The 26,547-nt window shown below is 72.3% G+C and carries 28 protein-coding genes; 10 read left to right on the top strand and 18 right to left on the bottom strand.

All coding sequences use genetic code 11. From position 1 onward, the window contains the following. Window positions 1-88: 88 nt before the first annotated feature. Both ACRDSK_RS06420 and ACRDSK_RS06415 read left to right on the top strand, forming a co-directional pair. Entirely contained in the window at window positions 89-1,090 is a 1,002-nt protein-coding gene (locus ACRDSK_RS06420) for a PHP domain-containing protein (protein ID WP_431439006.1), read from the top strand. Next, window positions 1,087-1,848, top strand: a complete 762-nt coding sequence (locus ACRDSK_RS06415; protein WP_431439005.1) for an SIR2 family NAD-dependent protein deacylase — start codon at window positions 1,087-1,089, stop codon at window positions 1,846-1,848. The genes ACRDSK_RS06420 and ACRDSK_RS06415 overlap by 4 nt, the downstream gene beginning before the upstream one ends. On the opposite strand, the gene ACRDSK_RS06410 is transcribed toward ACRDSK_RS06415, so the two are convergent. After that, window positions 1,835-2,227 (bottom strand): hypothetical protein, encoded by a 393-nt coding sequence (locus ACRDSK_RS06410; protein WP_431439004.1) that lies wholly within the window; start codon window positions 2,225-2,227, stop codon window positions 1,835-1,837. The two genes, ACRDSK_RS06415 and ACRDSK_RS06410, sit on opposite strands and share 14 nt — an antisense overlap. Before the next feature lie 99 nt (window positions 2,228-2,326). Between ACRDSK_RS06410 and ACRDSK_RS06405 the strand changes: the two genes are divergently transcribed. Next, window positions 2,327-3,295: a peptidoglycan-binding domain-containing protein gene (locus ACRDSK_RS06405; protein WP_431439003.1), complete on the top strand. Its 969-nt coding sequence runs from the start codon at window positions 2,327-2,329 to the stop codon at window positions 3,293-3,295. 18 nt (window positions 3,296-3,313) lie between these two features. On the opposite strand, the gene ACRDSK_RS06400 is transcribed toward ACRDSK_RS06405, so the two are convergent. Both ACRDSK_RS06400 and ACRDSK_RS06395 read right to left on the bottom strand, forming a co-directional pair. After that, the gene (locus ACRDSK_RS06400; protein WP_431439002.1) at window positions 3,314-4,621 is read right to left on the bottom strand and encodes a DNA polymerase IV; all 1,308 of its coding nucleotides are present in this window, start codon (window positions 4,619-4,621) and stop codon (window positions 3,314-3,316) included. 68 nt (window positions 4,622-4,689) lie between these two features. Next, window positions 4,690-5,412 (bottom strand): class I SAM-dependent methyltransferase, encoded by a 723-nt coding sequence (locus ACRDSK_RS06395; protein ID WP_431439001.1) that lies wholly within the window; start codon window positions 5,410-5,412, stop codon window positions 4,690-4,692. A gap of 34 nt (window positions 5,413-5,446) precedes the next feature. On the opposite strand from ACRDSK_RS06395, the gene ACRDSK_RS06390 reads away from it, so the two are divergent. Continuing rightward, complete coding sequence (locus tag ACRDSK_RS06390; RefSeq protein ID WP_431439000.1) at window positions 5,447-6,370, top strand: ParA family protein; 924 nt, start codon at window positions 5,447-5,449, stop codon at window positions 6,368-6,370. Between the two features lie 83 nt (window positions 6,371-6,453). Here ACRDSK_RS06390 and ACRDSK_RS06385 read toward each other — a convergent pair whose 3' ends face one another. Further along, window positions 6,454-6,792 (bottom strand): hypothetical protein, encoded by a 339-nt coding sequence (locus tag ACRDSK_RS06385; RefSeq protein ID WP_431438999.1) that lies wholly within the window; start codon window positions 6,790-6,792, stop codon window positions 6,454-6,456. Window positions 6,793-7,288: 496 nt separating this feature from the next. Continuing rightward, the gene (locus ACRDSK_RS06380; protein ID WP_431438998.1) at window positions 7,289-8,173 is read right to left on the bottom strand and encodes a hypothetical protein; all 885 of its coding nucleotides are present in this window, start codon (window positions 8,171-8,173) and stop codon (window positions 7,289-7,291) included. 42 nt (window positions 8,174-8,215) lie between these two features. Between ACRDSK_RS06380 and ACRDSK_RS06375 the strand changes: the two genes are divergently transcribed. Next, window positions 8,216-9,223 carry a quinone-dependent dihydroorotate dehydrogenase gene (locus ACRDSK_RS06375; protein WP_431438997.1) on the top strand — a complete coding sequence of 336 codons (1,008 nt, stop codon included), beginning with the start codon at window positions 8,216-8,218 and terminating at the stop codon, window positions 9,221-9,223. Here ACRDSK_RS06375 and pspM read toward each other — a convergent pair. The 9 genes from pspM to ACRDSK_RS06330 form a co-directional block, all read right to left on the bottom strand. Then, complete coding sequence (gene pspM, locus ACRDSK_RS06370; protein WP_431438996.1) at window positions 9,220-10,071, bottom strand: phage shock envelope stress response protein PspM; 852 nt, start codon at window positions 10,069-10,071, stop codon at window positions 9,220-9,222. The two genes, ACRDSK_RS06375 and pspM, sit on opposite strands and share 4 nt — an antisense overlap. A 49-nt stretch (window positions 10,072-10,120) precedes the next feature. Then, window positions 10,121-10,972 carry a PspA/IM30 family protein gene (locus ACRDSK_RS06365; protein ID WP_431438995.1) on the bottom strand — a complete coding sequence of 284 codons (852 nt, stop codon included), beginning with the start codon at window positions 10,970-10,972 and terminating at the stop codon, window positions 10,121-10,123. A gap of 156 nt (window positions 10,973-11,128) precedes the next feature. Beyond that, complete coding sequence (locus ACRDSK_RS06360; RefSeq protein WP_431438994.1) at window positions 11,129-11,803, bottom strand: hypothetical protein; 675 nt, start codon at window positions 11,801-11,803, stop codon at window positions 11,129-11,131. 49 nt (window positions 11,804-11,852) lie between these two features. Next, complete coding sequence (locus ACRDSK_RS06355; protein ID WP_431438993.1) at window positions 11,853-12,317, bottom strand: helix-turn-helix domain-containing protein; 465 nt, start codon at window positions 12,315-12,317, stop codon at window positions 11,853-11,855. Window positions 12,318-12,495: 178 nt separating this feature from the next. Beyond that, window positions 12,496-13,014: a CinA family protein gene (locus ACRDSK_RS06350; RefSeq protein ID WP_431438992.1), complete on the bottom strand. Its 519-nt coding sequence runs from the start codon at window positions 13,012-13,014 to the stop codon at window positions 12,496-12,498. After that, entirely contained in the window at window positions 13,007-13,606 is a 600-nt protein-coding gene (pgsA, locus tag ACRDSK_RS06345; RefSeq protein ID WP_431438991.1) for a CDP-diacylglycerol--glycerol-3-phosphate 3-phosphatidyltransferase, read from the bottom strand. The genes ACRDSK_RS06350 and pgsA overlap by 8 nt, the downstream gene beginning before the upstream one ends. Further along, window positions 13,603-15,027 carry a 30S ribosomal protein S12 methylthiotransferase RimO gene (gene rimO, locus ACRDSK_RS06340; RefSeq protein WP_431438990.1) on the bottom strand — a complete coding sequence of 475 codons (1,425 nt, stop codon included), beginning with the start codon at window positions 15,025-15,027 and terminating at the stop codon, window positions 13,603-13,605. The genes pgsA and rimO overlap by 4 nt, the downstream gene beginning before the upstream one ends. Window positions 15,028-15,066: 39 nt before the next feature. Beyond that, complete coding sequence (locus ACRDSK_RS06335) at window positions 15,067-15,957, bottom strand: intradiol ring-cleavage dioxygenase (protein WP_431438989.1); 891 nt, start codon at window positions 15,955-15,957, stop codon at window positions 15,067-15,069. Between the two features lie 73 nt (window positions 15,958-16,030). Next, window positions 16,031-16,993, bottom strand: a complete 963-nt coding sequence (locus ACRDSK_RS06330) for an iron-containing alcohol dehydrogenase (RefSeq protein ID WP_431438988.1) — start codon at window positions 16,991-16,993, stop codon at window positions 16,031-16,033. 56 nt (window positions 16,994-17,049) lie between these two features. Here ACRDSK_RS06330 and ACRDSK_RS06325 point away from each other — a divergent pair, with 56 nt between their 5' ends. From ACRDSK_RS06325 to ACRDSK_RS06315, 3 genes are all read left to right on the top strand, one after another. After that, window positions 17,050-17,553, top strand: coding sequence for an amino-acid N-acetyltransferase (locus tag ACRDSK_RS06325; protein WP_431439015.1), 504 nt, complete (start codon window positions 17,050-17,052; stop codon window positions 17,551-17,553). A 104-nt stretch (window positions 17,554-17,657) separates the two neighbouring features. Next, window positions 17,658-18,101 carry a phospholipase gene (locus ACRDSK_RS06320; RefSeq protein ID WP_431438987.1) on the top strand — a complete coding sequence of 148 codons (444 nt, stop codon included), beginning with the start codon at window positions 17,658-17,660 and terminating at the stop codon, window positions 18,099-18,101. 74 nt (window positions 18,102-18,175) lie between these two features. Next, window positions 18,176-18,634, top strand: coding sequence for a phospholipase (locus ACRDSK_RS06315; RefSeq protein ID WP_431438986.1), 459 nt, complete (start codon window positions 18,176-18,178; stop codon window positions 18,632-18,634). A gap of 6 nt (window positions 18,635-18,640) precedes the next feature. Here ACRDSK_RS06315 and ACRDSK_RS06310 read toward each other — a convergent pair whose 3' ends face one another. Continuing rightward, the gene (locus ACRDSK_RS06310; RefSeq protein ID WP_431438985.1) at window positions 18,641-21,145 is read right to left on the bottom strand and encodes a DNA translocase FtsK 4TM domain-containing protein; all 2,505 of its coding nucleotides are present in this window, start codon (window positions 21,143-21,145) and stop codon (window positions 18,641-18,643) included. A 123-nt stretch (window positions 21,146-21,268) separates the two neighbouring features. Here ACRDSK_RS06310 and ACRDSK_RS06305 point away from each other — a divergent pair, with 123 nt between their 5' ends. Beyond that, window positions 21,269-22,093, top strand: a complete 825-nt coding sequence (locus ACRDSK_RS06305; protein WP_431438984.1) for a lysophospholipid acyltransferase family protein — start codon at window positions 21,269-21,271, stop codon at window positions 22,091-22,093. Here ACRDSK_RS06305 and ACRDSK_RS06300 read toward each other — a convergent pair. Next, window positions 22,072-22,572 carry an Lrp/AsnC family transcriptional regulator gene (locus tag ACRDSK_RS06300; protein WP_431438983.1) on the bottom strand — a complete coding sequence of 167 codons (501 nt, stop codon included), beginning with the start codon at window positions 22,570-22,572 and terminating at the stop codon, window positions 22,072-22,074. The two genes, ACRDSK_RS06305 and ACRDSK_RS06300, sit on opposite strands and share 22 nt — an antisense overlap. Before the next feature lie 86 nt (window positions 22,573-22,658). Between ACRDSK_RS06300 and ACRDSK_RS06295 the strand changes: the two genes are divergently transcribed. Further along, complete coding sequence (locus tag ACRDSK_RS06295) at window positions 22,659-23,636, top strand: EamA family transporter (protein WP_431438982.1); 978 nt, start codon at window positions 22,659-22,661, stop codon at window positions 23,634-23,636. Between the two features lie 194 nt (window positions 23,637-23,830). On the opposite strand, the gene ACRDSK_RS06290 is transcribed toward ACRDSK_RS06295, so the two are convergent. Together ACRDSK_RS06290 and dapA are read right to left on the bottom strand one after the other, a co-directional pair. Next, window positions 23,831-25,498: a ribonuclease J gene (locus ACRDSK_RS06290; RefSeq protein ID WP_431439014.1), complete on the bottom strand. Its 1,668-nt coding sequence runs from the start codon at window positions 25,496-25,498 to the stop codon at window positions 23,831-23,833. 11 nt (window positions 25,499-25,509) lie between these two features. Next, complete coding sequence (gene dapA / locus ACRDSK_RS06285; protein WP_431438981.1) at window positions 25,510-26,523, bottom strand: 4-hydroxy-tetrahydrodipicolinate synthase; 1,014 nt, start codon at window positions 26,521-26,523, stop codon at window positions 25,510-25,512. Between the last annotated feature and the right edge of the window lie 24 nt (window positions 26,524-26,547).

The following is a 26,547-nucleotide window of genomic DNA, read 5'->3' as shown; positions in this document are numbered from 1 at the left end:
GATCCGGAATCATGGTCGTATGTGTCAGCTAAACCCGGCCAGAAGAGAGTGTGCCACTAGCCCGGTCGAGCGCGCGCAGGTGGGCTGAATGGATCCCGGTCGCGCGCTTCGCCAGATCGCCTTCCTGCTGGAACGCGGCGGCGAGCCCACCCACAAGGTGCAGGCGTTCCGTCGTGCCGCGGGCGTCGTGGCGGGCCTTCGCGAGGGTGAGCTGGACGGCCGGCTGCGGGCCGGCACGCTGACCGACCTGCCCGGCATCGGGCGCACCACGGCCGGCGTCATCTCCGAGTCCGCCCGCGGCGACACGCCGGCCTACCTGGCGCGGCTGCTCGAGCAGGGCATCGCGCCGGTCGCCGGCGGGGAGGCGCTGCGCGCGGAGCTGCGCGGCGACTGCCACACCCACTCGGAGTGGTCCGACGGCGGCAGCCCCATCCGCGAGATGGCCGAGACCGCCGTCCTCCTCGGCCACGACTGGATGGTGCTGACCGACCACTCGCCCCGGCTCACCGTCGCGAACGGGCTGTCCGCCGAGCGGCTGGCGCGCCAGCTCGACGTCGTCGCCGAGCTCAACCGCGAGCTCGCCCCGTTCCGGATCCTCACCGGCATCGAGGTCGACATCCTCGACGACGGCGCGCTGGACCAGACGCCCGAGCTGCTCGCCCGGCTGGACGTGGTCGTCGCGAGCGTGCACTCCAAGCTGCGGATGTCCAAGGCCGAGATGACCAAGCGGATGCTCGCGGCCGTCGAGAACCCGCACACGGACATCCTCGGCCACTGCACCGGCCGCAAGGTCCTGGGCCGCGGCCGCCCGGAGTCGGAGTTCGAGGCCACGGAGGTGTTCGCCGCCTGCCGCGACCTCGGCGTCGCCGTGGAGATCAACTGCCGGCCCGACCGGTTGGACCCGCCGCGCCGGCTGCTCGAGCTGGCCCTCGAGACCGGCTGCGTGTTCTCGATCGACAGCGACGCGCACGCCCCCGGCCAGCTGGACTGGCTGCCCTACGGCTGCGAGCGGGCCGAGGAGTGTGGCGTGCCGGCCGACCGGGTGATCAACACGAAGACGGTCGACGACCTGCTCGCGTGGGTCGGATGAGGGCGGCCGACGACGTCGCGGACGCGGTGGCCACGGTCGCCGCGGCGAGCAGGATCGCCGTGCTGTCCGGCGCCGGCATCTCGACCGAGTCGGGCATCCCCGACTTCCGCGGGCCCGACGGGCTCTGGACGCGCGACCCCGGCAGCGAGCGGATGTCGAACCTGCAGGCCTACCGGGACGATCCGGCGGTCCGGCTGCGCTCGTGGCGGGCGCGCCTGGCCCACCCGGCGTGGGAGGCACGGCCCAACGCCGCGCACCGCTCGCTCGTGGCGCTCGAGGAGGCCGGGCGGCTGCGCGCGATCCTCACCCAGAACATCGACGGGCTGCACCAGCGGGCGGGGTCCGGCCCGGACCTCGTGGTCGAGCTGCACGGCTCGATTTTCGACACGGTCTGCCTGTCCTGCGGCGACCGCCGGCCGATGCGGGCCGCGCTGGAGCGGGTCGAGGCGGGCGAGGCCGACCCGCCGTGCCTGGAGTGCGGCGGGATCCTCAAGTCGGCGACGATCTCGTTCGGCCAGGCGCTGGACGTCGAGGTGCTGGCGCGGGCCCGGGACGCGGCGGTGACCTGCGACCTGCTGCTCGTGGCCGGGAGCTCGCTCGCCGTGCAGCCGGCGGCCGGGCTGGTCGGGCTCGCCGCGCGGGCCGGTGCCACGGTCGTGATCTGCAACGGCTCGGAGACGCCCTACGACCGGCTGGCCGCCTTCGTGCTGCGCGACCAGCTGGGCACCCTGCTGCCGGTCTTGGTCACGGGATCGTGAGGCCGGCGGAGCGCAGGGCCTCCTCGACGCGCAGCCGCTCCATGTTCCGCTCGATGCCCTCGGGCAGCGCGTCGAGGTCGTGGCGGACCTCGACGGCCGCGCACGCCTGCCGGAGGAGCTCGTCGTAGGCGTCGCGGGTGGCGATGCGGCGGACCATCGGCGTGCCGTCGGGAGTCTGCACGAGCAGGCGGTGCACCCGGCGCAGGTCCGCGGCGAGCTGCTCGATGGGCAGGCCGGTCGGCACCGCTCGGCGGCGGCGGATGCGCTCGCCGAGGACGTCCACCATGCGCGGCATCCGGACCAACAACCAGAACACCAGCGCCGGGCCGAGCACCGCGAGCGCGAACAGCAACACGTTCGCCATCACAGAGTCCGCCATGTCCACCGATTCTAGCGCCCGAGCTGGGCGGATGAGCATTTGTGAATACCTAACGGAGATGGTTGCCTCAGCGGTGCTTGTTCACCATAGTGTGCTCCCATGGTCACTCTCCGCCGCGCTTCCCTGGCGCTCGCCGCTGCCCTCGCGGTGGCCGCCTCCCTGCTGCTGAGCCTGCCGGCGAGCGCCTTCCCCGGGGCCTTCTTCCCGACGCAGAACACCGGCAACCGGGGCGCGGACGTGCTTGCCCTGCAGCATCTCCTGGCCCACCACGGCAACTCGGCGCCGACCGACGGCGTGTTCGGCGCGTCGACCGACTCCGCGGTCCGGTCGTTCCAGAACGCCAACGGGCTCGGCGTCGACGGCATCGTCGGCCCGGCGACGTGGGGCAGGCTCGTGCCGCAGCTGTCGCAGGGCGCGTCGGGACCGGCCGTGCGAGCCCTGCAGGTGGAGCTGAACGCGAAGAGCCGGCTGTCGCTGGCGGTGGACGGCGCGTTCGACGCGGAGGTGGCGGACGCGGTGCGGTCGTTCCAGCAGCACGCCGGGATCGGGGTGGACGGCGTGGTCGGGCCGACGACGTGGCAGAACCTGGTGTGGCACTACGACTACCCGGACCTCGGGGCCAACATGTGCGACCAGGACCCGGACGGCAACGGCACGGCGAACTGGGCGACCGGCGCGTCGATCGGGCAGCTGGAGGCCGCGACGCGGGCGTTCACCGGCCACGGCAAGGTCCCGCTGGGCGACGCGGGCTTCGAGCACGGCGGCGACATCCCCGGGCACGGCAGCCACCACGTGGGCATGGACATCGACCTCTGGCCGATCCGCACGGACAGCGCCCAGTGCACGGCGGGCCGCATCACCTGGCAGTCCCCCACCTACGACCAGGCCGCCACCCGCGCCCTGGTCCGGTCCATCCGCGACACCGCGCCCGGCCACGTGAAGCTGGTCTTCTTCAACGACCCGGTGCTGATCGCCGAGGGTCTGACGACCGAGTTCCCCAACCACGACAACCACCTGCACGTCCGCTACTGCGAACGCGTCCACCCGAACGCCAGCTACGACTGCTGACGGCCGGCGGCGTGCGGCCTAGTGGACCGGGTGCTCACCGGTCTCGTCACGTGAGGCGGCACCCGAAGCGGCGGAGCCCAAGGCGCCGGACCTGTTGCGGCCCAGCAGGGTGGCCGGGCGGATGGCGGCGCGGCCGAAGCGGGCCCGGGCCTGGTCGGCGGCCTGGTCGGCGTCTCGCCAACCACGTGCGGGCGCGTCCAGGAACAGCTGCTCGGCGCCGTGGTCGCCCAGCTGCTCCATGCGCACGCCGATGAGCCGCACCGCGCCCGGCGGGGTCTGCTCATCGAGCAGCCGGCACGCGGTCCGGTAGATCTCCTGCGTGACGTCGGTGGCCACCGGCAGCGTGCGGGACCGCGTGATCGTCGTGAAGTCGGCGAACCGCACCTTGATCGACACGGTTCGGCCGCGCAGGCCGCGCCCGCGCAGCGCCGCCGCCGTCTTCTCCGACAAACGCAGCAGCTCCTCCCGGAGCACGCCGCGGTCGGTGTGGTCGACCTCGAACGTCTCCTCTGCGCCGACCGACTTCTCCACCGACTCCGGCTCCACCGCCCGGTGGTCGAGGCCGTTGGCCAGCGCGTGCAGGTGCTCGGCGACGGCGTTGCCGAGCGTGCGGCGCAGCCGCGGCAGCGGGGTGGCGGCTACGTCGCCGATCCGGTTGAGGCCCACCGCCGTCATCCGCTCGGCGGTCCGCTTGCCCACGCCCCACAGCGCGGACACCGGCAGCGGGTGCAGGAACTCGAGCGCCTCGTCGTGCGGCACGACCAGCATGCCGTCCGGCTTGCACAGTCCCGACGCGAGCTTCGCGACGAACTTGGTAGCCGCGACACCGACCGAGCAGGTGATCCCGTTCTCGGCGACGACGCGCGCGCGAACCTGCTCGGCGATCTCGCCCGGAGAGATACGCAGCCGCCGCAGCGCGCCGGCAACATCGAGGAACGCCTCGTCCAGGCTCAGCGGCTCGACCAGCGGCGTGACGTCCCGGAAGATCGCCATCACACCGGCCGAGACCTCCTGGTACAGCGGGAAGGTCGGCGGCAGGAACACCGCCTCGGGACAGAGCCGGCGAGCGTGCGCGGTCGGCATCGCGGAGCGGACGCCGAAGGTGCGGGCGATGTAGTTGGCCGAGCTGACCACACCCCGGCCGCCGGTGCCGCCGACCACGACCGGGCGCGCCACGAGCTCCGGCCGCTCGCGGATCTCGACCGAGGCGTAGAAGGCGTCCATGTCGACGTGCAGGACGGTGCAGCCGGTGTCGTCCGGCCACACGCCGTCGCGGGCCTTGTACCGGTCGACGAGCCCGCGCGGCAGGTCCCCACTGCGCCCCATGGCACGAGCTTGTCAGACGGCACCGACAAATCCGGCGCGCGGCGCGCGGTTACGGCTTGCGCGCGCGGTTACTGCCTGCGGCGCGCGACCGCGTGCAGCCGGGTCGCGATGTCCCGCAGCGGCGCGGTGCCGGCGAGGCGGCGCTCCAGCTCGGCGAGGGACTGCTCGGCGCCGGGATCCCGCAGCACCGCACCCGGGACGAGGTCGGTGAGCACGCCCTGCCCCTGCAGCCGCTCGACGACCAGGCCCGCGTCGGTGAGCAGGCGGGTCAGCCCGTCGGTGTCGAAGCGGCGCAGCAGCGGCTCGTCCGGCAGCCGGCCGGCCGGGTCCTCGGCGAGTGCCTGGGCCTCGGCGAGCCGGCCGGCGATCGCGAAGTGCAGCAAGGTCGCGGTGCGGTTGGCGACGACCACCGACACCGCCCCGCCCGGGGCGAGGGCCTCGGCCATGGCGGCCACCGTGTTCTTCGGGTCGTCCACGACCTCGAGGACCCCGTGCGCGACGACCAGGTCCGCGCTGCCCGCCGCGACGACCTGGCCGAGCGCGTCGCTGTCGGCCTGCAGCGGGGTGATCCGGTCGGCGACGCCGGCGTCGGCGGCGCGTCGGTGCAGCGTCGCGAGCGCGTTCGGGTTCGGCTCGATGACGGTCACCACACAGCCCGCGGCGGCCAGCGGCACGGCCAGCACGCCGCTACCACCGCCGACGTCGAGCACCCGGGGTGCGGCGTCGCCCCGCCTGCCGCGCGCGGCGGCCAACTCGGCGTCGAGCGCGAGGCGAACTGCATCCGGTCGCATGGAGGCACAGGGTAGGCCCCGTAGGGTGCACCCCGTGCAAACGGTGGCAGTGCTCAGCCTCAAGGGTGGTGTCGGCAAGACCACCATCGTGCTCGGCCTTGCCTCGGCAGCGCTGCGCCGTGGCGCACGCACGCTCGTGGTCGACCTCGACCCGCAGTGCAACGCCACGGCCACGCTCGACCCGGAAGACACCGCCGCCACGCTCGCCGACGTACTGGAGACCCCGAGACCCGCGGTGCTGCGGGCCGCCATCGCACGCAGCGGCTGGGGCGAGGAGGTCGACGTGCTCGTCGGCTCGGAGACCCTCGAGCTGCTCAACGACCAGGACGGGGACCTGCGGCGGCTGGAGAAGCTCAGCCGGGCGCTGACCGAGCTCGGCCCGCTGCTCGCCGACGGAGAGCTGCCCTACCAGCTGGTGCTGCTGGACTGCCCGCCCTCGCTGGGCCGGCTGACCCGCTCGGCGCTGATGGCCGCGCACGGCGCGCTGCTCGTCACCGAGCCGACGCTGTTCGCGGTGTCCGGCGCGCAGCGGGCGTTCGAGGCGGTGGAGAAGGCGCGGGAGGAGCACAACCCGGTCCTCTCGCCGCTCGGCGTCGTGGTCAACCGCGTGCGGCCGCAGTCCTACGAACACCAGTACCGGATCGCCGAGCTGCGCGAGCACTTCGGCCGGCTGGTGATGCCGGTGGCGCTGCCGGACCGGCTCGCGGTGCAGCAGGCGCAGGGCGCGTTCGTGCCGATCCACCAGTGGGGCACGCCGGGCGCCCGCGAGGTGTCGCTGGCGCTGAACCTGTTGCTGGCGCGGGTGTTGCGGACCAGCGGCCGCGGCCGGCACCGGACCGAGAGCTGGCCGGACAGCGACATGGACAGCGACACGGACACCGACGGCGACACGGACACCGACGCCGGCGTCGACGAGACCGACGGCGACACCGACGCGAACGTCGTCGCGGAGAACTGACGCGGACAACCGACACCGAGACTGACACCGAGAACCGACGCCGAGAACCGACGCCGAGAACCGACGCCGAGAACCGGCCTCGCTCAGCCGACGCAGATCAGCGACGAGCAGGTGGTCGTCGTCGGGGCCGCCGGGTCGTTCGTGGTGGTCGCGGGCGGTGGCGGCGGCTCTTCGGTCTCGGTGTCGACGGGGACGTCCGGACGGTCCCGGGTGGTCGTGGTGGTCGTCGTCGTGGTGGTCGTGGTCGTGGTGGTGGTGGAGCCCGACGTCGACGTGCCCGACGAGGCGGAGGTGGCCGGGGCGCCGGCGGGCCGCGGCTGCTGTCCCGGCGGCACCGGCTCGACGGCGGCCCGCTCCCCCGCCGACGGCCGCGGGCTCGGCTCCCCACCCAACAGGCCGACCGCGAAGAGGGCGGCCGTCACGGCGCAGATGGCGGCACCAAGCGCCACCCGTCCGTGTGCACTCTGCAGGGGGGACCCCATCGTGAGGATGGCCCTTCGGGTTCATCCGGCGACTGCCGGTAGGTCAGGGCGCGAATCTATCACCAGCCGATCGGGCTAGATCGACTCGGCAGAGTGACGGAGCGGTGGTTCGGCCAAGAGTTGAATCGCGCGAAAACCTTTGTCGCGTCGCGGCCGAAGCACGTAGTGTCGCGGGTACACGAGAGAGGAGGTGGTCCAACAGTGTATTCACTACGGACTCGTGAGGTGGCTGTCCGCTAAGGACCACCCGAACCGGAACGTGGATTGGCCGGCTGCGCAACACGGCTGACATCGGGCTCGACCCGGTGCCGTAGACGCGCGGTGTGGTCGGCGAATACCAGGCAGTCACCCGGCCCTCGGTGCTCTCAGGGGCGTAGTCCGACCCTGAGCCGGCGATCTTCGATCGCCGGAGCAGCCCGGGGGCCGTCTGCCGTCCTCAAGACAGTTCCTCGAGCGCCCGCTCCGCCTGCTGCACGAGCCGCCACGCCTGGCTGGCCCGGCGCTCGGCGTCCTTCACCGACCGGCTCGCCGAGCCGACCCGCCGGCGCGCCTCCTTCTCCCGGTTCTCCGCGGCGTCGAGCTCCTCGTAGACGCGCCGCACCTCCTCGGTCGCCTGGTCGGCCAACCGCTGCGCCTCGGTGAGGATGCGCTCCTCCTCGGCCCGGTCGGCCTCGGCCTCCTTGACCGTCGACCGCGCCCGCTCCAGCTCCTCGCGGGCCTTGGCGAGCTTCTCGTCGCGCGCGGCCCGCTCCTTGTCGGACAGGTCCTTGGACTTCTCCTTGGTGGCCTTCGCGGGCCGGGCCGGGCGGGCGACCGGCGCGCGGTCGCCGGAGGCCTCGGGCCACGCGGCGGCCGTGGCGGCGAGGTCCTTCGCCGATGTCAGCCGGCCCGCCAGCAGCACGCGCGCGATGTCCGCGTCGGCGATGGCGGTCGTGAAGATGTCCTCGAGCTCGCGCATGACCGACTCGGTGAGCGGCGACCCGTTGAGCTTGCCGGCCTGCTTGACCAGCAGGTTCACCAGCTGGGTTCGCTTCTGGGACAAGGACTTCAGGTCGGCGCCGGACAGGTTGGCATGCGCCTCGCGCAGCGCGTCGCCGAGATCGGCCACCTCGTCGACGTCCGAGCTCGCGTCCCGCGCGAGCTGGTTGGCGAGCCAGGCCGACGTCGTCGGCTTGGCCAGCTTGTCGATGGTCGCGGCGAGCTTGGCGTCGCCGGCCGTCTTCGCGGCCTTGGCGAGCTCCTTGCGGCGGGGCGTGAAGTCCTCCCGCGAGCCGGCGTAGAGCTCCTCGGCGGCGGAATCCAGGTCGACTGTCTCGGGCACACCACCATCTTGGCGCCTCGGCCGCGATGAAACGATGGACGGGTGGTCTACCAGCACGTTCTGCGTCGCGCGTTGTTCCGGTTCGACCCCGAGGTCGCCCACGAGCGGACGGTCGCGCTCGTGTCCCGGCTCGGCCGGGTGCGCCCGGCGACCCGCCCGTCGCGCCGGTTCTACGGGGCGTCGACGCCGCGGACGGTGTTCGGGGTGCGCTTCCCCGGGCTGGTCGGGCTCGCGGCTGGGATGGACAAGGACGGCGTGGCGGTCCGCGGCTGGCCGGCGTTGGGGTTCGGCTTCGTCGAGCTCGGCACGGTGACCTGGCACCCGCAGCCGGGCAACCCCCGGCCGCGGCTGTACCGACTGCCGGCGAGCGAGGCGGTGATCAACCGGATGGGGTTCAACAACCGCGGCGCCGCCGCCCTCGCCGAGCGGCTGCGGCTCCTGGGGCCGGCGCCCGTGCCGGTGGGGATCAGCGTCGGGAAGTCAAAGGTGGCCACCGATGCCGAGGCGGACTACGTCTCGTCGGTGCGAGTGCTGTGGCCGTACGCGGACTACTTCGCGGTGAATGTCAGCTCGCCGAACACTCCCGGCCTGCGTGGGCTGCAGGACCGGGCCGCGCTGGACGCGCTGCTCGCTGCGGTGGTGCCGGAGGCACACGGACGGCCGGTGCTGGTGAAGATCGCGCCGGACCTGTCGTTGCCGGCCATCGAGGACGTGCTGTCGGTGTGCCACGAGCGCGGCGTCGCGGGCGTGATCGCGACGAACACGACCCTTTCGCGGGCCGGACTGTCTTCTGTGGACAGTGCGGCGACCGAGGTCGGCGGGTTGTCCGGGCGGCCGCTGTTCGGCCGGGCGCTCGAGGTGGTGTCGTTCGTGGCGGCGCGGTCGGAGCTGCCGGTGGTCGGGGTGGGCGGCGTGGCTTCGGCCGACGACGCGGCCAGGATGTTCGACGCCGGCGCCGCGCTGGTCCAGCTGTACACCGGCTTCGTCTACCACGGGCCCGGCCTCGTCCGCCGGATCAACCGGCTGCCGGCCCGCGACCGGACCGGCTAGCCCGCCGCGTCGGAGAGCTCGCGCAGCGCCACCGCCAGGCCGGCCAGGTGGTCCGTCGCCTCGGTGAGCTCCTGCTTCGGGCCCGGGGCCGAGCTCGCGGCCACGACCCGGCCCGCCGCGGCGACCAGGCTCCGGTAGCCGTCCAGGCCCTCGTCGAGCTGCTCGCGCAGCCGGGCGATGCCCTCCACCAGCGGGCCTCGCTCCAGCGGCGGGGCGTGGTCCTTGGCCAACTCGACCGCCACCAGCTGGCCGGACACCGCGCGCAGGGCGGTCGCCGCCTCGGCGCTCGTGGTCTGCGCCTGCGCCACCGACTCGACCGGCACCGCGGCCGGCATGCTGGCCGTCCCGGACAGCTGGGCGAGCACCTGGGCCAGCGCCTTCTCCGCCTCCGCGAGCCGCTGCATCGGCTCCCGAGCGGCGGAACCCTTCGGCGGCAGGGCCGCCGGCGCGGCCGCCGCGGCGGCGGGCAGGCCCGGCGGCGGATGCCGGGTGTCGAACTCGCGCTGGGCGTTCTTCGACATCGCCAGCTTGAGGGTGGAACGGAACGTGATCACGGCCGTGACCATGGCGGCCGCGATCGCGCCGAACAGGGCCGACACGTCGCCCTCCGCCACCGCGCCGGTGAGCACGCCGACGATCAGCAGCCCGCACAGCATGGTGATCACCAGCCACGCCGTGAGCCAGCGCGACGCCCACGCCCGCTTGCGGGCCAGGCGCCGCCGCTGGCGCTCGATCCGTACCTGCTCGTCGCCGCGCCGCGTCCAGGCCTCCTGGACCTGCGCCACGACCTGGCTGTTGAGGTACCGGTTCGCCAGCTGGGTCAGCTGGTACAGCTCGCGCCCGCGCATCGCGCCGACACCTCCTCGGACGGCCTCGGTTCAGGGACAGCTGACGGGGTCAGTTGGTCTGCCCGTTCGCCTTCTGCTCCTGGGCCACGCGCTGCGCGATCTCGGCATCGACGTTCGACGTGGCGGCCGCCGGGCTGGCCTTGGCCGACGTGCCGCTGGTGACCTGCGGCGCGACCGAACCGCCGGCCATCGACGCCCGGATCTGCTCCAGCCGCGAGTGGCCGGCCATCTCCGTGGTCGAGGCCTGGACCTCCATCATCCGGCCCTGCACCGAGTTCGACGCGAGCTCCGCGGAGCCGAGGGCGGTGGTGTACCGCTTCTCGATCTTGTCGCGGACCTCCTCCAGCGACGGCGTGTTGCCCGGCGCGGCCAGCTCGCTCATCTGGTTGAGGCTCTTGGAGACCTGCTCCTGCATCTTCGCCTGCTCGAGCTGGCTCAGCAGCTTCGTGCGCTCGGCGAGCTTGTTCTGCAGCATCATCGCGTTGCGCTCGACCGCCTGCTTGGCCTGCGTGGCCGCCTGCAGCGCCTGGTCGTGCAGCGTCTTGAGGTCCTCGATGTCCTGCTCCGCCGTGACGAGCTGCGTCGCGAACGACTCCGCGGCCTGCTCGAACTGCGTGGCCTTCGCGTCGTCGCCCTTCGCCCGGGCCTCGTCGGCGAGCACCAGCGCCTGGCGCGCCGAGGACTGGAGCTTCTCCACGTTGCCGAGCTGGCGGTTGAGCTTCATCTCCAGCTGCCGCTGGTTGCCGATCACGGCGGCCGCCTGCTGGGACAGCGCCTGGTGTGCGCGCTGGGCCTCCTCGATGGCCTGCTGGATCTGTACCTTCGGATCGGCGTGCTCGTCGATCTTCGACGAGAAGGCCGCCATGAGGTACTTCCAGAACTTCACGAACGGGTTGGCCATCTCCTCCGCCTGCCTTCTCAGTGCTGGTCCGCTACTGGCTGCCACTCCGGCGCTTGCTCGGTATGGCAACGCCCCGTCATCGCTGTGGGTTCCATCGTGTCAGGTTCGTGGGCGTCCTCACCACTGGACCCGACCGAAATCAGGTACCAATCAGGGTTAGCCCTGACCAGTCGGTCCGATCTCAGGGTTGGTCACCCGACGCACCTCCACCAGGCCCTCCCGCAGGGCATCCAGCCTACCCGTGAGCTGCGCGGTCGCGTCGTCGTTCGAGGTGAGAGCGCTGGCGGTGCCCCCGATGAGCTCCGCGAGCTCGTCGCGGGCCTGCTCCAGCTCGGTGACCGTGGCCTGCATCTTCGCCAGCAGCGCGTCTCGCTGCTCGCGCTGTCGGTCGGCGGCCGCGATCCGCGCGGACACCGCCTCGTGCGACCGGGCCAGGTCCGCCTCGGCGGGCTTGCCGTCCGCCTCGGCGAGAGCGGTCGCGAGCGAGCGGCGCTCGTCCTCCAGGGACGGCACGGGGATGCGCGCCAGGGCGTGGTCCAGCTCGGCGACCTGGCTCGCGGTCAGCCGCAGCTCGGCGACGACCGAGGCGGCGTCGGCGGAGACTCCGTGCAGGGCGGCGTGCTCACCGAGCGTGGTGCCGAGCTCGCGCAACACCCGCTCGCCCCGGGAGACCCACACCTGTGCCGGACTGCCGAGCGCCGGCTGTCGCGCGCCCGGCGCCGCGTCCTCGACCACCTGCCGGCGGGTGCTGCGGATCATCAGCGGCACGCTCACCACCGCCGCGATGCCGATCACGACGAGGACGACGATGAGCACGGTGTCGATCAGCATGACCTCCGGGGTTCCTTGTCCGGCCCCGGAGTCTAGTCCGCGAGGAAGATCAGGCGGCGAACACCGCACCCATCGTGCGGCCGCCGATGGAGGCCTCCATGCGGTGGCTCAGCACGGGCTGGATGTGCAGGTCGGCCAGGTTGTCGCCGACCACGGCCGGGACCAGCCGGCCACCCTCGACGCCGTCCACCGACGCGCGCGGACCCTCGTTCGCGCCGTCCAGCGCCTCGGCCCGCTCCGGCCGCTCGGTCGGCTCCGGCACCGGGTTGTCCATCGAGTCCATGACGCCCATGTCGCTCGCCACGTGGTGCAGCAGCTGGGACAGCGGCAGCTCCAGGGCGTCGCAGATGGAGGCGAGCAGCTCGCTCGACGCCTCCTTGCGCCCGCGCTCGACCTCGGAGAGGTAGCCCAGGCTCACCCGCGCCGCGCGGGAGACCTCCCGGAGTGTGCGGCGCTGGTTGGTGCGGGCATGACGGAGCCGATCACCGATCGCCTCACGCAACAGCACGGCCATCGCGCGCCTCCCTCCACAAGATCGACCGCCCGGAGGGGCGGGTCGGGCACAGTGACAACGTTACCGAGATGGCACCACCCTCGGCAGCGACATCACCACGCGTCCGCCACAAGCGAACGACCGAGCGCGTCCCGGTGTTCCCGTACGGTAGCGCCCGAGTCTGGAGCGGCAGTCGAGCTCAGTCCGTCGCCGGCTCGTCGAACTGGGCCCTGAGCAGGTCGAACGCGCCACGCACGGCGCCCGCGCGGACCTGGTGGCGGTTGCCCTCGATGCCGACCGTGTGCACCGTCGTTCCGGCGGAACCGGATACCGCCAAGTGGACCACTCCCGGCTCCACGCCCTCCTGCGGGTCGGGTCCGGCGACCCCGGTGAGCCCGATCCCCCAGCTCGACCGGCAGGCGATGCGGGCGCCCTTGGCCAGTTGCTCGGCGATCAGCGGGTGCACCGGGCCGTGCTCGGCCAGTGCCGCCGCGTCCACCCCGGCGAGGTCGGTCTTGAGCGGCGTCGCGTAGACGACCACGCCGCCGCGCACCACCGCGCTCGAGCCGGGCACGCTGGTCAGCGCCGCGGCGACCAGCCCGCCGGTGAGCGACTCGGCGGTCGCGACGGTCTCCCCGCGCTCACGCAGCGTCGCGACGAGATCGGCCAGGACGTCCGCGTCGATGCCGAGCAGGTCGGCGAGCGGGTTCTTAGCCACGTGCTCGCAGTCGGATCGCGCGGATGACGTAGTCGACGCCGGTCACGATCGTCAACACCAGCGCGATGCCCATCGCCGTCCACTCGACCGGGTCGAACCAGCCCGGCAGCGGCAGCAGGAACATCCCGATCGCGACGATCTGGGCGAGCGTCTTCGCCTTCCCGCCGGGGCTGGCGGCGATCACGCCGTAGCGGATCACCCAGAACCGCAACAGCGTCACGCCGACCTCGCGGACGGCGATGGTGAGCGTGACCCACCACGGCAGCTCGCCGAGGATCGACAGGCCGAACAGCGCGGCGCCGGTCAGCGCCTTGTCCGCGATCGGGTCGATGACCTTGCCGAAGTCGGTGACCAGCCCGAACTTGCGGGCCAGCCGGCCGTCGACGTGGTCGGTGATCGACGCGACGGCGAACACGAGCGCGGCGGCGAGCCGCCAGCCGGTCGACTCGTCCGCGGCGAACAGTGTCAGCAGGAAGACCGGCACCAGCGCCAGCCGCGTGACGGTCAGGATGTTGGCGATGTTGACCAGCGGCACCCGTACCGCGGCCACGCCCACTTCGGGCGTCGCTCCGTCAGCTGGCGTCGCACTCATGACGAAGCCTCGGCGGACGAGACCGTCTCCACCGACGCGACGACCAGGTCCACACCCGCCGCGTCGACCACCTTGCCGCGAACCAGGTCGCCCACCATCAGCTCCGCCTCACCGGTGAGCAGGCATTCGCCGTCCACCTCTGGTCCCTGGTGCGCGGCACGCCCGGCGCACTCCCCGTCCTCGATCCGCTCGACGAGCACGAGCACCTCGTCGCCGATCCGGTCCTCCGCCCGCTGCGTGGTGAGCTGCTCGATGAGCTCGGTCACCCGCGCGACCCGCTCGGCGATCTCGGCCGGGTCGAGCTTGCCCGGCAGCTTCTCCGCCTCGGTCTTGTCCTCGTCGGAGTAGCCGAACACGCCAACCACGTCCAGGCGCGCCTCCGTGAGGAAGTGCTCCAGCTCGGCCAGCTCCTCCTCCGTCTCACCGGGGAAGCCGACGATCACGTTGCTGCGGATGCCGGCCCGCGGCGCGTAGGAGCGGATCTGCTCGACCAGCGCGAGGAACGACTCGGTGCCGCCGAAGCGGCGCATCCGGCGCAGCACGGTCGAGCTGGCGTGCTGGAAGGACATGTCGAAGTAGTCGGCCACGCCGTCGGTGCCGGCGATCGCCCGCACCAGGCCCGGCCGGGTCTCCGCGGGCTGCAGGTAGGACACCCGCACCCGGTCGACGCCCTCGACCGCGGCCAGTTGGGGCAGCAGCCGCTCCAGCGCGTCCGGGCCGCCGTGCTCGCGGCCGAGGTCCTTGCCGTAGGACGTGGAGTTCTCGCTGACCAGGAACAGCTCGCGGGCGCCCTGCCCGGCGAGCCACTCGGCCTCGGCCACGATCTCGGCGGGCGACCGCGAGACGAACGCGCCGCGGTAGGACGGGATCGCGCAGAACGAGCACCGCCGGTCGCAGCCGGACGCGATCTTCAGCGCGGCCACCGGCGAGTCGTCGAGGCGCTTGCGCAGCACCCGCGGACCCCAGCCGTGGCCGGGCACCGAGACGTCCGAAGCCGACCGCCGCACCGGGGTGATCGGCAGCAACGTGCGCCGGTCGACGGGCGTGTGGGACGCGAGCGGCCGGCCGGCGACCACGTCGTCCAGCCGCTCGCCCAGGTTCGGGTAGTGGTCGAAGCCGAGCACCGCGGCCGCCTCGGGCAGGCTCTCGGCAAGCTCGACGCCGTACCGCTCCGCCATGCAGCCGACCGCGACCACCTTCGCGCCGGTGCCGGCCGCCTCCAGCAGCGCGTCGACGGAGTCCTTCTTGGCCGACTCGACGAAGCCGCAGGTGTTCACCACGATCACGTCGGCGTCCGCGCCGTCGGTCAGCTCCCACCCGCCGTCGGCCAGCCGGCCGGCGAGCTCCTCGGAGTCGACCTCGTTGCGGGCACACCCGAGGGTGTGCAGGGCGGCACGGCGAGAATGTGGTGGTTCGGACACGGCTCTCAGGGTAACCGCCGCCCGCTGAGTCGCCGCCGGTTACTCCGGGTCCCACCCGGCGCTCCCGACACCGTCCCCGTTCCCGTTCCCGTCAAGGGCGAGGACGACGTCGAACCGCGCCGTGTGGAACGGCACCGCCAGCTCCCGTCCGTCCGGCGCGCGGCCGGGCTCGTGCCGGACGAAGTCGATGATCAGCGACCGCTTCACGCCGAACACCGCGTCGTCGTCCAGGTGCGCGCCGTCCGACGAGAACACGTGCGTCACCAGGGTCCGGTGGCCGGGCGCGACGACCATGAAGTGCACGTGGGCCGGGCGCATCGGGCCGCGGCCGCCCGCCGCGAGCAGCTCCCCCACCGGACCGTCGTCCGGGATCGGGTAGGCCTGCGGACGCACCGTCCAGAACGAGTACTCGCCCTCGGCGTCCGCGCGCAGCCGGCCACGACCGCGCGGGCCGTCGAGGTCGGTGTACTGGACGTCGTAGCGGCCGTCCTCGTCGGACTGCCAGATGTCCAGCACCGCGCCGGGAATCGGCTCACCGTCCGTGTTCGTCACGGATCCCTCGACGAAACACGGTGTGCCCGGGGCGCCGGCGGAGATGTCCTCGCCGAGCGCGAACTCCGGCGCGCCGTGGACGAAGAACGGGCCGAGCACGGTCGACTCGGTGGCGTTGCCGGCGGTCGGGTGGTTCACGTCGATCACCGCCATCGACACGCCGAGCACGTCGGACAGCAGGATGAACTCCTGGCGCCGCTCGTCGGACTTCTGCCCGGTGCGGGTGAGGAAGTCGATCGCCCCGGCCCACTCCAGCTCGGTGAGCCGCACGTCCGCGACGAAGGCGTGCAGGTGCCGCACCAGGCTCGTGGTGACCTCCCGGAACCGCGCGTTCTTCGCCTCCGCGAAGCTCGCAACGACCTCGTCCTCGAGACTCATGACTCCCCCTCGCAGGCTCGGTCGAGCCGCTCGCGGTCGCCCTGTGCTCGATGGTTCGCTCCGCAAGCTCCGCTCACAACGGCCACCTTCCCTCGTAAGCGGCCGCCAGGAGCGCGGCGGCGTCCGGTGCGCGGCGGCCCGCGTCCTCGATGTCGTTCTCCCGCATGCCGATCGAGCGCAGGCTCGTCGGCGCGCCGATCCGCTCGGCCAGTTCTCGCACGCCTTCCACGGTCCCCGCCGAGGTGTACGGCAGCAACACCGCGTGCGTCGGCGAGTGCGGCAGGCCGTAGGTGCCGCCGAGCAGGTGGCACAACTTGTGGTGGCGCCCCGAGCCGGCGACCGCGAACGCCGACGCCGCGAGGTAGGCGCCGTAGGTCACCTCGGTCCGGTCCCCGCCGTCGACCGCCTTCGGCAGGCCGTCGAACAGCACCCGCACGGCCTCGCGCGCGACGAGCGCGGTGACCGGGTCGGCGCCCAGGCCCGAGACGGCGTGCGCCAGCGCGTTCAGCCCGCTCGTCGCGGTGATCGCCGGCGGCAGCTCCGCGGTGAGCTCGGGGTCGTAGACGACCAGGCGCGGCAGCACGTCCATCGACCGGCCGGTGCGCTTCTCGCCGACCTCGGTGCGCCCCCACACGGGCGTCATCTCCGAGCCGGCGTACGTGGTCGGCACGGCGACGATCGGCACCCGCATCGTCAGCGCCACCGCCTTGGCGGTGCCGACCGCCGAGCCGCCGCCGACCGAGAGCAGACAGTCCACATGCGACCGGGTGGCCGCGTCCAGCGCCGCGCATGCCGCGTCGGCCGGCACGTGCTCGCGCACGCCGGTGAATACGTCCACGACCGGCAGCGGGGCGGCCAGCTCCCGGGCGAGCGGCTCGCCCCGCTCGGTCGCCAGCAGCAGCACCCGCGACACGCCGAGCGCCGCGACCTCGCTCGGCAGCGCGGAGCGGGCGGCACCGGGTCCGAAGACCACTCGGCCGTGCATCGCGGTCCTCGTGAACGTGCGCATCACACCATCCAGGCGCGGTTCGGTCATCCGGGCTCACCTTCGCCCCGGGGCGGTCGGAGTGTCAACGCCAGGGCTACCTTGGCCTGGTGGAACATGCCGTCGTGGTCCGCCGCGCCCGGATCGGCGACGTGCGGACGATCAAGTCGGTCATCGACACCTACGTGGGCAAGGTCCTGCTCGCCAAGGAGCTTGTCACGCTCTACGAGGACGTGCAGGAGTTCTGGGTGGCCGAGCTCGACGGCGAGCTCGTCGGCTGCGGCGCGCTGCACGTGCTGTGGGAGGACATCGCCGAGATCCGCACGATCGCCGTGCTGCCGCACGTGCTGCGGCTCGGGGTGGGCGGGCTGCTCGTCGAGCGGCTGATCGAGCTCGCCCGCGAGCTGGGGCTGGCCCGGCTGTTCGTGCTGACCTTCGAGACGGACTTCTTCGCGCGGTACGGCTTCGTCGAGATCGACGGGACCCCGGTGAGCCCGGAGGTCTACGACGAGATGCGCCGCTCGGCCGACGAAGGCGTCGCGGAGTTCCTCGACCTGCCCTACGTCAAGCCGAACACGCTCGGCAACGCGCGCATGCTGCTGGAGCTGTGAGTCCCTTTCGAGACCTGGATTCACTCCGTTAGTTGGTTACGGAACGGCGATCTTCCTGGCGTAATGAGTGTGTCCCTGCACACATTCACGAGGGAGACGACTCCGTGGCCACGAAAACCCTGCGTCGTGCCGCCCGGGCAACCATCGCCGCAGCCGGCGTCAGCGCCGCAGTCGTCGTCGGCACCATCACCGCCGACGCGTTCGCCGAAGACGCCCAGCAGCTCACCGACCAGTACATGTACAGCACCAGCCTCACGCAGTTCCAGCAGCTGCGCGCCGAGCAGCCGAACGGCGACGTGCTCGACTGGAGCTCCGACGGCTGCTCGAACTCACCGGACAACCCGTTCGGCTTCAACCTGGTGAAGGCCTGCTACCGGCACGACTTCGGCTACCGCAACTACAAGGACCAGGGCCGCTTCACCGAGGCCAACCGGCTGACGATCGACAACAAATTCAAGGACGACATGTACGAGGTGTGCGACGGCAACTGGGCGTGCAACCGGTTCGCCGACACCTACTACCTGGCGGTCCGGCAGTTCGGCGGCTGACCGGCGACTTCCCCCGTTAGGGAGCCGGTCTTCGCCCGTCGGTGTGTTTCCCGGCCACGGTCCCGGCTGGCGTAATGGTGGCTGTGTCGATCCCGCGGGCGATCCTCGTCGCCGTCCTCGCCAGCGCCACCCTCGTCGTCGGGACCGGGACGGCGGAGGCTTCTCCTGGCCCGGTCGAGCTCGGTCCCGTCCAGCTCGCCCGGACCACCGACCGGTACCTGCACAAGGCGAGCCTGGCCGCGTTCCAGTCCGCGCGGGCGCAGCGGCCGCACGCCCGCCAGCTGGACTGGAGCTCGGACGGCTGCTCGAACGCGCCGGACAACCCGTTGGGCTACAACCTGGTGCGGGCGTGCCACCGGCACGACTTCGGCTACCGCAACTACAAGCGCCAGGGCCGGTTCACCGAGGCGGACCGCCTGCGCATCGACAACCGGTTCAAGTCCGACATGTACGTGGTCTGCGCCGGCCGCTGGGCGTGCAACCGCTTCGCCGACGTCTACTACGCGGCAGTCCGCCGCTACGGCGGCGGCTGACCCCGGTCAGTCCTCGTCGTCGTCGTCGGGGGCCGGGCCGCCGCCGCGGATGAGGTACAGCACGGAGTCCAGCTCGTCCGGCTTGATCAGTACCTCGCGGGCCTTCGAGCCCTCCGACGGGCCCACCACGCCGCGGCTCTCCAGCAGGTCCATCAGCCGGCCGGCCTTCGCGAAGCCGACGCGCAGCTTGCGCTGCAGCATGGACGTCGAGCCGAACTGCGAGGTGACCACCAGCTCCGCGGCCTGCAGCAGCACATCGAGATCGTCCCCGATGTCCTCGTCGATCTCGCGCTTCTCGCTCGCCTTCGCCGCCGTGACGCCCTCGGTGTACTCCGGCTGTGCCTGCTCCTTCACCGACGACACGATCGCGTTGATCTCGTCGTCGGTGATGAACGCGCCCTGGACGCGCACCGGCTTCGACGCGCCCATCGGCAGGTACAGCCCGTCGCCCATGCCGATCAGCTTCTCCGCGCCCGGCTGGTCCAGGATGACCCGCGAGTCGGTCAGCGACGACGTCGCGAAGGCCAGCCGGGACGGCACGTTCGTCTTGATCAGACCGGTGACCACGTCGACCGACGGGCGCTGCGTCGCGAGCACCAGGTGGATGCCGGCCGCGCGGGCCTTCTGCGTGATCCGCACGATGGCGTCCTCGACGTCGCGCGGCGCGGTCATCATCAGGTCCGCGAGCTCGTCGACGATCGCGAGGATGTACGGGTAGGGCCGGTACTCGCGCTCGGACCCGGGCGGCGCGGTGATCTCGCCCGACCTGACCTTCTTGTTGAAGTCGTCGATGTGGCGCACCCGGTTGACCTGCATGTCCTGGTAGCGCTGCTCCATCTCCTCGACCAGCCAGGTCAGCGCGGCCGCGGCCTTCTTCGGCTGCGTGATGATCGGCGTGATCAGGTGCGGGATGCCCTCGTAGGGCGTCAGCTCGACCATCTTCGGGTCGATGAGGATCATCCGGACCTCGTCCGGGGTGGCCCGCGCGAGCAGCGACACCAGCATCGAGTTGACGAAGCTCGACTTGCCGGACCCGGTCGACCCCGCGCACAGCAGGTGCGGCATCTTCGCCAGGTTCGCGGTGACCATGTGGCCCTCGATGTCCTTGCCGAGGCCGATCACCATCGGGTGCGTGTCCTTGACCGCGGTGTTCGACCGCAGCACGTCGCCCAGCCGGACCATCTCGCGGTCGGAGTTCGGCACCTCGATGCCCACCGCCGACTTGCCGGGGATCGGCGCGAGCAGCCGCACGTTGTCGGTCGCCACGGCGTAGGCGATGTTCTTGGTCAGCGCGGTGATCTTCTCGACCTTCACGCCCGGGCCGAGCTCGACCTCGTAGCGGGTGACGGTCGGGCCACGAGTGAAGCCGGTGACCTGAGCGTCGACGGCGAACTGGTCCAGCACGCCGGTGATCGCCTCGATCATCGCGTCGTTGGCGCGGCTGCGGGCCTTGGGCGGGTCCCCGCCGGCGAGCAGGTTCGGGTCGGGCAGCGTGTAGTCGCCGTCGACGACGCGGGTCAGCGAGAGCTGGCCGGACTCCTTGGGCTGCGGGTTCTCCTTGACCTGCTCGGGCTTCGGCCGCTTGCGCGGCGGCGGAGCGGGCGGCTCGGGAGACGGCGGCACGTCGGCCACGCCGGTCTCGAGCGGCGGCTCGGCTGACGAGTCCGCGTCGGCCATCGAGGCCTGGCGACGCCGGGACGGGCGGCGCAGCTTGGTCTCGGCGGCCGGCTCCTCCTCCTGACCCGGCAGGTCGATGCCCTCCGCGTCCTCGTCCTCGGGCTCCATGCCCAGCTCGCGCAGCCGGGTCGGGATGTCGCGGAAGCGGGTGCCGGTGAACACCAGCACGCCGAAGCCGAGCACGAGGACGAGCAGCGGGATCGCCACCCAGGTGGTAACGCCCTTTGCGAGCATCCCGCCGGAGACGTAGCCGAGCGCGCCGCCGGCGTACATCCGGCCCTCGTTGTCCTCGGGCAGGTCGCTGAACAGGTGCAGGATGCCGAGAAACGCCATACAGAACAGCAACGTGCCGATGACCAGCCGCGGCCGCTTCTCCGGCTGCGGGTCCGAGCGCATCAGCGCGATCCCGATCACCAGCAGGACCATCGGCAGCGCCATCGCGGCCGCGCCGACGACCGAGCGGACGCCGAGCTCGAGGTAGTGCCCGACCGGGCCGGCCGCGTGCCACCAGATGCCGGCGCCGGCGATCATCCCGACGGCGATCAGCCCGAAGGCGAGCCCGTCGCGGCGGTGCGCCTGGTCGAGGTCCTTGGTCCGGCCCATGGTCCGGGCGATCCCGCCGACGCCCTTGGCCAGCAGGTTCCAGCTGCCACGCAGGCCACGGAAGACCGCACGGCCGAGACCGCCCTTGCGACGTGCGGGCGGGCGCCGCGCGGGCCGAGAAGCCGGCCGGGAAGCGGTGCGGGAACGGGAGGACGACTTGGTCGACCGGGTGCCACTACCGCCTCGGGTGCCGCCCTTGGAGGACTTGGAGGCTGTCGTCCGGTTCGCCATGCTCCACACGGTAGTCGGCTTTCACCACATCAGTCACTTCTGCCACACGGGCATCTTGCGTGACGAGGGCGCACGTCCGGCCCACCTGGTCGCCGGCCACCCGGTCCGTGCGATGCTCCGCTCATGGTCGCGCTGTTTCGCCGCCCCACCGAGTCGACACGCCGAGAGGACCGGCCCGAACGTGTCTCGCCGGCCTGGCGGGCGATGACCTTCGTGGACCGCGGGTTCGTCCGGATGGTCGGCAGAGTCGAGGTCACCGGCACGATCCCGCCCGAGATGCGCGGCCGCCCGGGACTGATCGCGGCCAACCACATCGGCATGTTCGACCCGTTCGTGCTCACCGCGGTGCTGCGGGAGAACGGGATCAACCCGCGGTTCCTGCTCACCGCCGGCCTGCTGGACGCACCGGTCGTCGGCTGGGGACTCAAGCAGGGCGGCAGCATCCGCGTGGACCGCGGCAAGACCAACGTGGTCGAGGCGTTCGACCGGGTGAAAACGGCGCTGCGATCGGCGTCCGGTCCGGTACTCGTCTACCCGGAGGGCCGGATCAGCCACGACCCCGGACTGTGGCCCGAACGCGGCAAGACCGGCGTCGCGCGGGTCGCGCTCGCCGCGAAGGTGCCGGTGATGACGATCAGCCAGTGGGGCGCGCACGAGGCGCTCTACTGGGGCAAGGACCGGGTCTCCAACTGGCGGGACCTCCTGCCGCTGCTGGGTTCCTGGCTGCGCGCGGTCCGCGACCGGCCGGTGTTCAAGGTCCACTTCGGACCGATCGTCGACCTGTCGGACCTGTCGGCGAGCACGCCGGGGGACGCGGTGCGCGCGCACAAGCGGATCATGCAGGCGATCACCGACCAGCTGGTGCCGCTGCGCGCCGACGAGCCGGACACGCCGCGCTTCCACGACCCGACCCGCCCGCTCGACAGCTACTCCCCCTGGCGGCCGTAGGGCCGCGGCCGGGTCGGGATCGCCGAGCCGGTGCGAACCGGGTTCAGCACGAACAACGTCATGTACCGCCGCACGTCCGCGGTGTCCTTGAACAGGTGCTCGGCCACCTGGTTGTGGTGGGCCATGCCCGAGGTCGTGAGCACGACGACGTAGTCCCACTCGCCCGACACGTCGTAGACCTGCTGGACCTCCGGCGCGGCGAGCAGCTTGTGCTCGTACGCGACGAGCAGGCGCTTGGCCGCGCGCTCCATGGCCACCAGGCACACGGCGATGATCAGGTCGGCGCTGAACCGCGAGTCGAGCACGGCCGCGGTCCGGGCGACCAGGCCGGTGTCCCGGTAGCGCCCGATCCGCCGCTGCACCGCGCTCGGCGACAGCCCGACGAGCTCGCCCAGCTCACGGAGCGTGCGACCGGCGTCGGCCTGCAGCTCGGCGAGCAGGTGGTGGTCGGTGTCGTCCAGGACGAGCTTCTTGGCCACGCAACGATATTGCGCGCACCTGGGAATGTTTTCAATCGCGACCACCGGCACATGCCGTAACGTCGAATGTTGTGACCACTCAAACCGTGACACAGGTTACTCGACCGGCACCGCTCCACGCCGGGCGCGGCACCCTGCTGATCGTGTTCGCGTCACTGTCCTTCGGCGCCTCCGGTCCGCTCGCCAAGCCGGCCATGGACGCCGGGCTGAGCCCCGAGGAGATGGTCAGCGCGCGGATCGGGCTGGCCGCGCTCGTGCTGCTCGCCGTGGTCGCGCTGTGGCGGCCGGCGCTGCTGCGAGTCCGGCGGTCGGACTGGCGGCTGCTGGTCGGCTACGGACTGGTCGGGGTGGCCGGCGTGCAGCTGTTCTACTTCGGCGCGGTGGCCCGGATCCCGATCGGTGTCGCGATGCTGCTGGAGTTCACCTCGCCGGTGCTGGTGGCGCTGTGGGTGCGGTTCGTGCGGCGCGTCGTGCTGCCGGCGCGGATGTGGGTGGGCACGGTGCTCGCGGTCGTCGGGCTCGCGATGGTGGCCCAGGTGTGGGACGGCCTGCGCCTCGACGCCATCGGGCTGTTGCTCGGCGCCGGCGCGGCCCTGTGTTCGGCGGCGTACTTCATCGTCGGCGAGCGCGGGGCGCGCCGGCTCGACCCGCTGGGCATGGTCACCTGGGGCATGGTCGTCGGCGCGGTGGCGATCTCCGTGCTGGCGCCGCCGTGGTCGCTGCCGTTCGAACTGTTCGGCGTGGGCGCGGACTTCGGCGGCCGGCAGGTGCCGGTGTGGCTGCTGCTGGTGGCGTGCGCGGTGGTGTCGACGGCGCTGGCGTACCTGCTGTCGATCAGCTCGCTGCGGGACCTGCCGGCCAACGTGGTGAGCGTCCTGGGGCTGCTGGAACCGGTGGTCGCGATGACGCTGGCCTGGCTGATGCTGGGCCAGTCGCTGACCGCGGTGCAGCTGGTGGGTGCCGGAGTACTGCTCTGCGGCGCGACCGTGGTGCAGCAGGCCGCCCGTGCTCCGGTCGTCGCGGACCTCCTGCCCGATGGGGAGCCGGTTCATCCGCTGAGATGACGGCGTGACGGGCGTCACAAATGGTGTCTCGGTGGCGATACAGGAACCAGCCCGCCCCGTGAGTAGGTGACCCGCCCATGAACCCCACCCGACGCGAACAGCGCAGGGCCCGCCGCGCCCTGCTGCGCCAGATCCTCTCGGTCGGCGCCGCCGTCATCGTCGCCGTCCTGTCCCGCGGCTGAGCGGCGGTACCGCTAGACCGGGATGACCGTCGGCACGATCATCGGGCGGCGCCGGTAGGTGTCGGCCACCCAGCGGCCCACCACGCGGCGCACCGACTGCGCGATGCGGTGCGTGTCGGTGATGCCCTCCGACTCCGTGTGCGACAGCTCCTTCTCCACCAGCGCCACGACCTCGTCCAGCGCCTTCGGGTCGTCGGAGAACCCGCGGCCCGAGATCGTCGGCGGGCCGAGGGCGCGACCGGTCGTGGAGTCGACCGCGACGATGATCGCGATGAAGCCGCCCTCGCCGAGGATCAGCCGGTCCGACAGCGTCGACTCGCCGACGTCGCCCACCGACAGGCCGTCCACGTACACGTGGCCGACCTCGACCCGGCCGCTGATCCGCGCCCGGCCGTCGACCAGGTCCACCACCACGCCGTCCTCGGCCAGCACCACGTTCCGCGTCGGCACCCCGGTCGCGGTCGCCAGCGCCGCGTTCGCCCGCAGGTGCCGCCACTCGCCGTGCACCGGCATCACGTTCGACGGCCGCACCGCGTTGTAGAGGAACAGCAGCTCGCCCGCCGACGCGTGGCCGGACACGTGCACCTTGGCGTTGCCCTGGTGCACGACGGCGGCGCCGAGCCGGGTGAGCCCGTTGACGACCCCGAACACCGCGGTCTCGTTGCCCGGGATCATCGAGCTCGCCAGCACCACGGTGTCTCCGGGGCGGACGCTGATCTGCCGATGCTCGCCGCGTGCCATCCGGGACAACGCGGACAGCGGCTCGCCCTGCGACCCGGTCGACACGAACAGCACCTTGCGCTCGGGCATCTCCATCGCCTCGTCGATGTCGACGAGCAGACCGTCGGGCACCCGCAGCAGGCCGAGCTCGGCGGCGATCCCCATGTTGCGCACCATCGACCGGCCGACCATCGCGATCCGCCGGCCGTGCCGCAGCGCCACGTCGAGTACCTGCTGCACCCGGTGCACGTGGCTCGCGAAGCACGCCACGATCACCCGCTGCTCGGCACGCGCGATGACGTTGTCCAGTACCGGGCCGATCTCCCGCTCGGCCATCACGAAGCCGGGCACCTCGGCGTTCGTCGAGTCGACCAGGAACAGGTCCACGCCCTCGTCGCCGAGGCGGGAGAAGCCCGCGATGTCGGTGAGCCGCCCGTCCAGCGGCAGCTGGTCGAGCTTGATGTCGCCGGTGTGCAGCACGAGCCCGGCCGGCGTGCGGATGGCCACCGCGAGCGCGTCCGGGATGGAGTGGTTGACCGCGAAGAACTCGCAGTCGAACTCGCCGAACGAGCGACGGCCGCCCTCGGTCACCTCGATCAGGGTCGGGTTCAGCCGGTGCTCCCGGCACTTCGCGGCGACCAGCGCGAGGGTGAACCGCGAGCCGACCACCGGCACGTCGGGCCGCTGCCGCAGCAGGAAGGGCACCGCGCCGATGTGGTCCTCGTGGCCGTGGGTCAGCACGATCGCGTCGATGTCGTGCAGCCGCGGCTCGATGGCCCGGAAGTCCGGCAGGATCAGGTCCACGCCGGGCTGCTGGTCCTCGGGGAACAGCACCCCGCAGTCCACGATGAGCAGCCTGCCGGCGTACTCGAAGACCGTCATGTTCCGGCCGATCTCGCCGATGCCGCCGAGAGCGACCACCCTTAGCCCGCCGTCGGCAAGCGCGCCCGGCGGCTCCATCTGCCCGTACGTCACCGATGGACCTGCCCGGCACTGGTGTGGGTGGTGGTGGCGACGTACGCCGCGGCGGCGTCGGCCTGGGCCACCCGCGCGGCGGCCACGTTGGACGGTGGGGCGTCGGCCAGCGGCACCCCGGCGTCTCCGAGGTCCGCGGCGATCGCGGCGACCTGCTCGGCCGACGCGGGTGGCAGCGGCAGCCTCGGCTCGCCGGCGTCGTGCCCGCGCATCCGCAGCGCGGCCTTCACGAAGATCACGCCACCGACCCGGCCCATCGCCCGGCAGACCGGCAGCAGTCCACGGTGGACGGTGCGGGCGGTACTCACGTCGCCGCTGTCGTAGGTCTCCAGCAGCCGCCGCAGCCGGCCGGCCACCACGTGCCCGATGACGCTGACGAAGCCGACGCCGCCGACCGACAGCCACGGCAGGTTCAGCGCGTCGTCGCCGGAGTAGTAGGCGAGGTCGGTGCTCGCGATGACCTCGCTGCCGGCGAACAGGTCGCCCTTGGCGTCCTTCACGGCCTGGATCCGCGGATGCTCGGCGAGCCGGCGCAGCGTGTCGACCTCGATCGGCACGACCGAGCGGGGCGGGATGTCGTAGAGCATGTTCGGCAGCCCGGTCGCGTCCGCGACCGCGGTGAAATGCGCCAGCAGCCCGGCCTGCGGCGGCCGCGAGTAGTACGGGGTGACCACGAGGAGCCCGTGCGCGCCGGCCTGCTCGGCCTCGCGGGCGAGGTGCACCGAGTGGGCGGTGTCGTAGGTGCCGACCGACGCCACGACGCTGGCGCGGTCGCCCACCGCGTCGACGACCGCGCGGACCAGCTCGCTCTTCTCCGAGTCGCTGGTGGTGGGCGACTCGCCGGTGGTCCCGTTGACCACCAGCCCGTCGTTGCCCAGGTCAACCAGGTGGGTGGCGAGCCGCCCAGCCGCGTCCAGATCCAGCTTCCCGCTGGCATCGAAGGGGCTCACCATCGCGGTGAGCACCTGACCGAAAGGCCGTCCTGGTCTCGCGGTGGGGCACGTGTTCATGGCCGAGACGCTACCCCGTGACCC

The organism is Actinophytocola sp. (assembly GCF_050699915.1).
Lineage (GTDB): Bacteria > Actinomycetota > Actinomycetes > Mycobacteriales > Pseudonocardiaceae > Actinophytocola.
The sequence above is the reverse complement of the archived record's forward strand: the minus strand, read 5'-3'. Positions and strand labels throughout refer to the sequence as shown.

Excerpts from the sequence above, each read along its gene's own strand:
- ACRDSK_RS06420 (WP_431439006.1), top strand. The coding sequence starts at position 89 with ATGGATCCCGGTCGCGCGCTTCGCCAGATCGCCTTCCTGCTGGAACGC.
- ACRDSK_RS06415 (WP_431439005.1), top strand. The coding sequence starts at position 1,087 with ATGAGGGCGGCCGACGACGTCGCGGACGCGGTGGCCACGGTCGCCGCG.
- ACRDSK_RS06410 (WP_431439004.1), bottom strand. The coding sequence starts at position 2,227 with ATGGCGGACTCTGTGATGGCGAACGTGTTGCTGTTCGCGCTCGCGGTG.
- ACRDSK_RS06405 (WP_431439003.1), top strand. The coding sequence starts at position 2,327 with ATGGTCACTCTCCGCCGCGCTTCCCTGGCGCTCGCCGCTGCCCTCGCG.
- ACRDSK_RS06400 (WP_431439002.1), bottom strand. The coding sequence starts at position 4,621 with ATGGGGCGCAGTGGGGACCTGCCGCGCGGGCTCGTCGACCGGTACAAG.
- ACRDSK_RS06395 (WP_431439001.1), bottom strand. The coding sequence starts at position 5,412 with ATGCGACCGGATGCAGTTCGCCTCGCGCTCGACGCCGAGTTGGCCGCC.
- pspM (WP_431438996.1), bottom strand. The coding sequence starts at position 10,071 with ATGCGCGGGCGCGAGCTGTACCAGCTGACCCAGCTGGCGAACCGGTAC.
- ACRDSK_RS06365 (WP_431438995.1), bottom strand. The coding sequence starts at position 10,972 with ATGGCCAACCCGTTCGTGAAGTTCTGGAAGTACCTCATGGCGGCCTTC.
- ACRDSK_RS06360 (WP_431438994.1), bottom strand. The coding sequence starts at position 11,803 with ATGCTGATCGACACCGTGCTCATCGTCGTCCTCGTCGTGATCGGCATC.
- ACRDSK_RS06355 (WP_431438993.1), bottom strand. The coding sequence starts at position 12,317 with ATGGCCGTGCTGTTGCGTGAGGCGATCGGTGATCGGCTCCGTCATGCC.
- pgsA (WP_431438991.1), bottom strand. The coding sequence starts at position 13,606 with ATGAGTGCGACGCCAGCTGACGGAGCGACGCCCGAAGTGGGCGTGGCC.
- ACRDSK_RS06335 (WP_431438989.1), bottom strand. The coding sequence starts at position 15,957 with ATGAGTCTCGAGGACGAGGTCGTTGCGAGCTTCGCGGAGGCGAAGAAC.
- ACRDSK_RS06330 (WP_431438988.1), bottom strand. The coding sequence starts at position 16,993 with ATGACCGAACCGCGCCTGGATGGTGTGATGCGCACGTTCACGAGGACC.
- ACRDSK_RS06315 (WP_431438986.1), top strand. The coding sequence starts at position 18,176 with ATGGTGGCTGTGTCGATCCCGCGGGCGATCCTCGTCGCCGTCCTCGCC.
- ACRDSK_RS06310 (WP_431438985.1), bottom strand. The coding sequence starts at position 21,145 with ATGGCGAACCGGACGACAGCCTCCAAGTCCTCCAAGGGCGGCACCCGA.
- ACRDSK_RS06305 (WP_431438984.1), top strand. The coding sequence starts at position 21,269 with ATGGTCGCGCTGTTTCGCCGCCCCACCGAGTCGACACGCCGAGAGGAC.
- ACRDSK_RS06290 (WP_431439014.1), bottom strand. The coding sequence starts at position 25,498 with ATGGAGCCGCCGGGCGCGCTTGCCGACGGCGGGCTAAGGGTGGTCGCT.
- dapA (WP_431438981.1), bottom strand. The coding sequence starts at position 26,523 with ATGAACACGTGCCCCACCGCGAGACCAGGACGGCCTTTCGGTCAGGTG.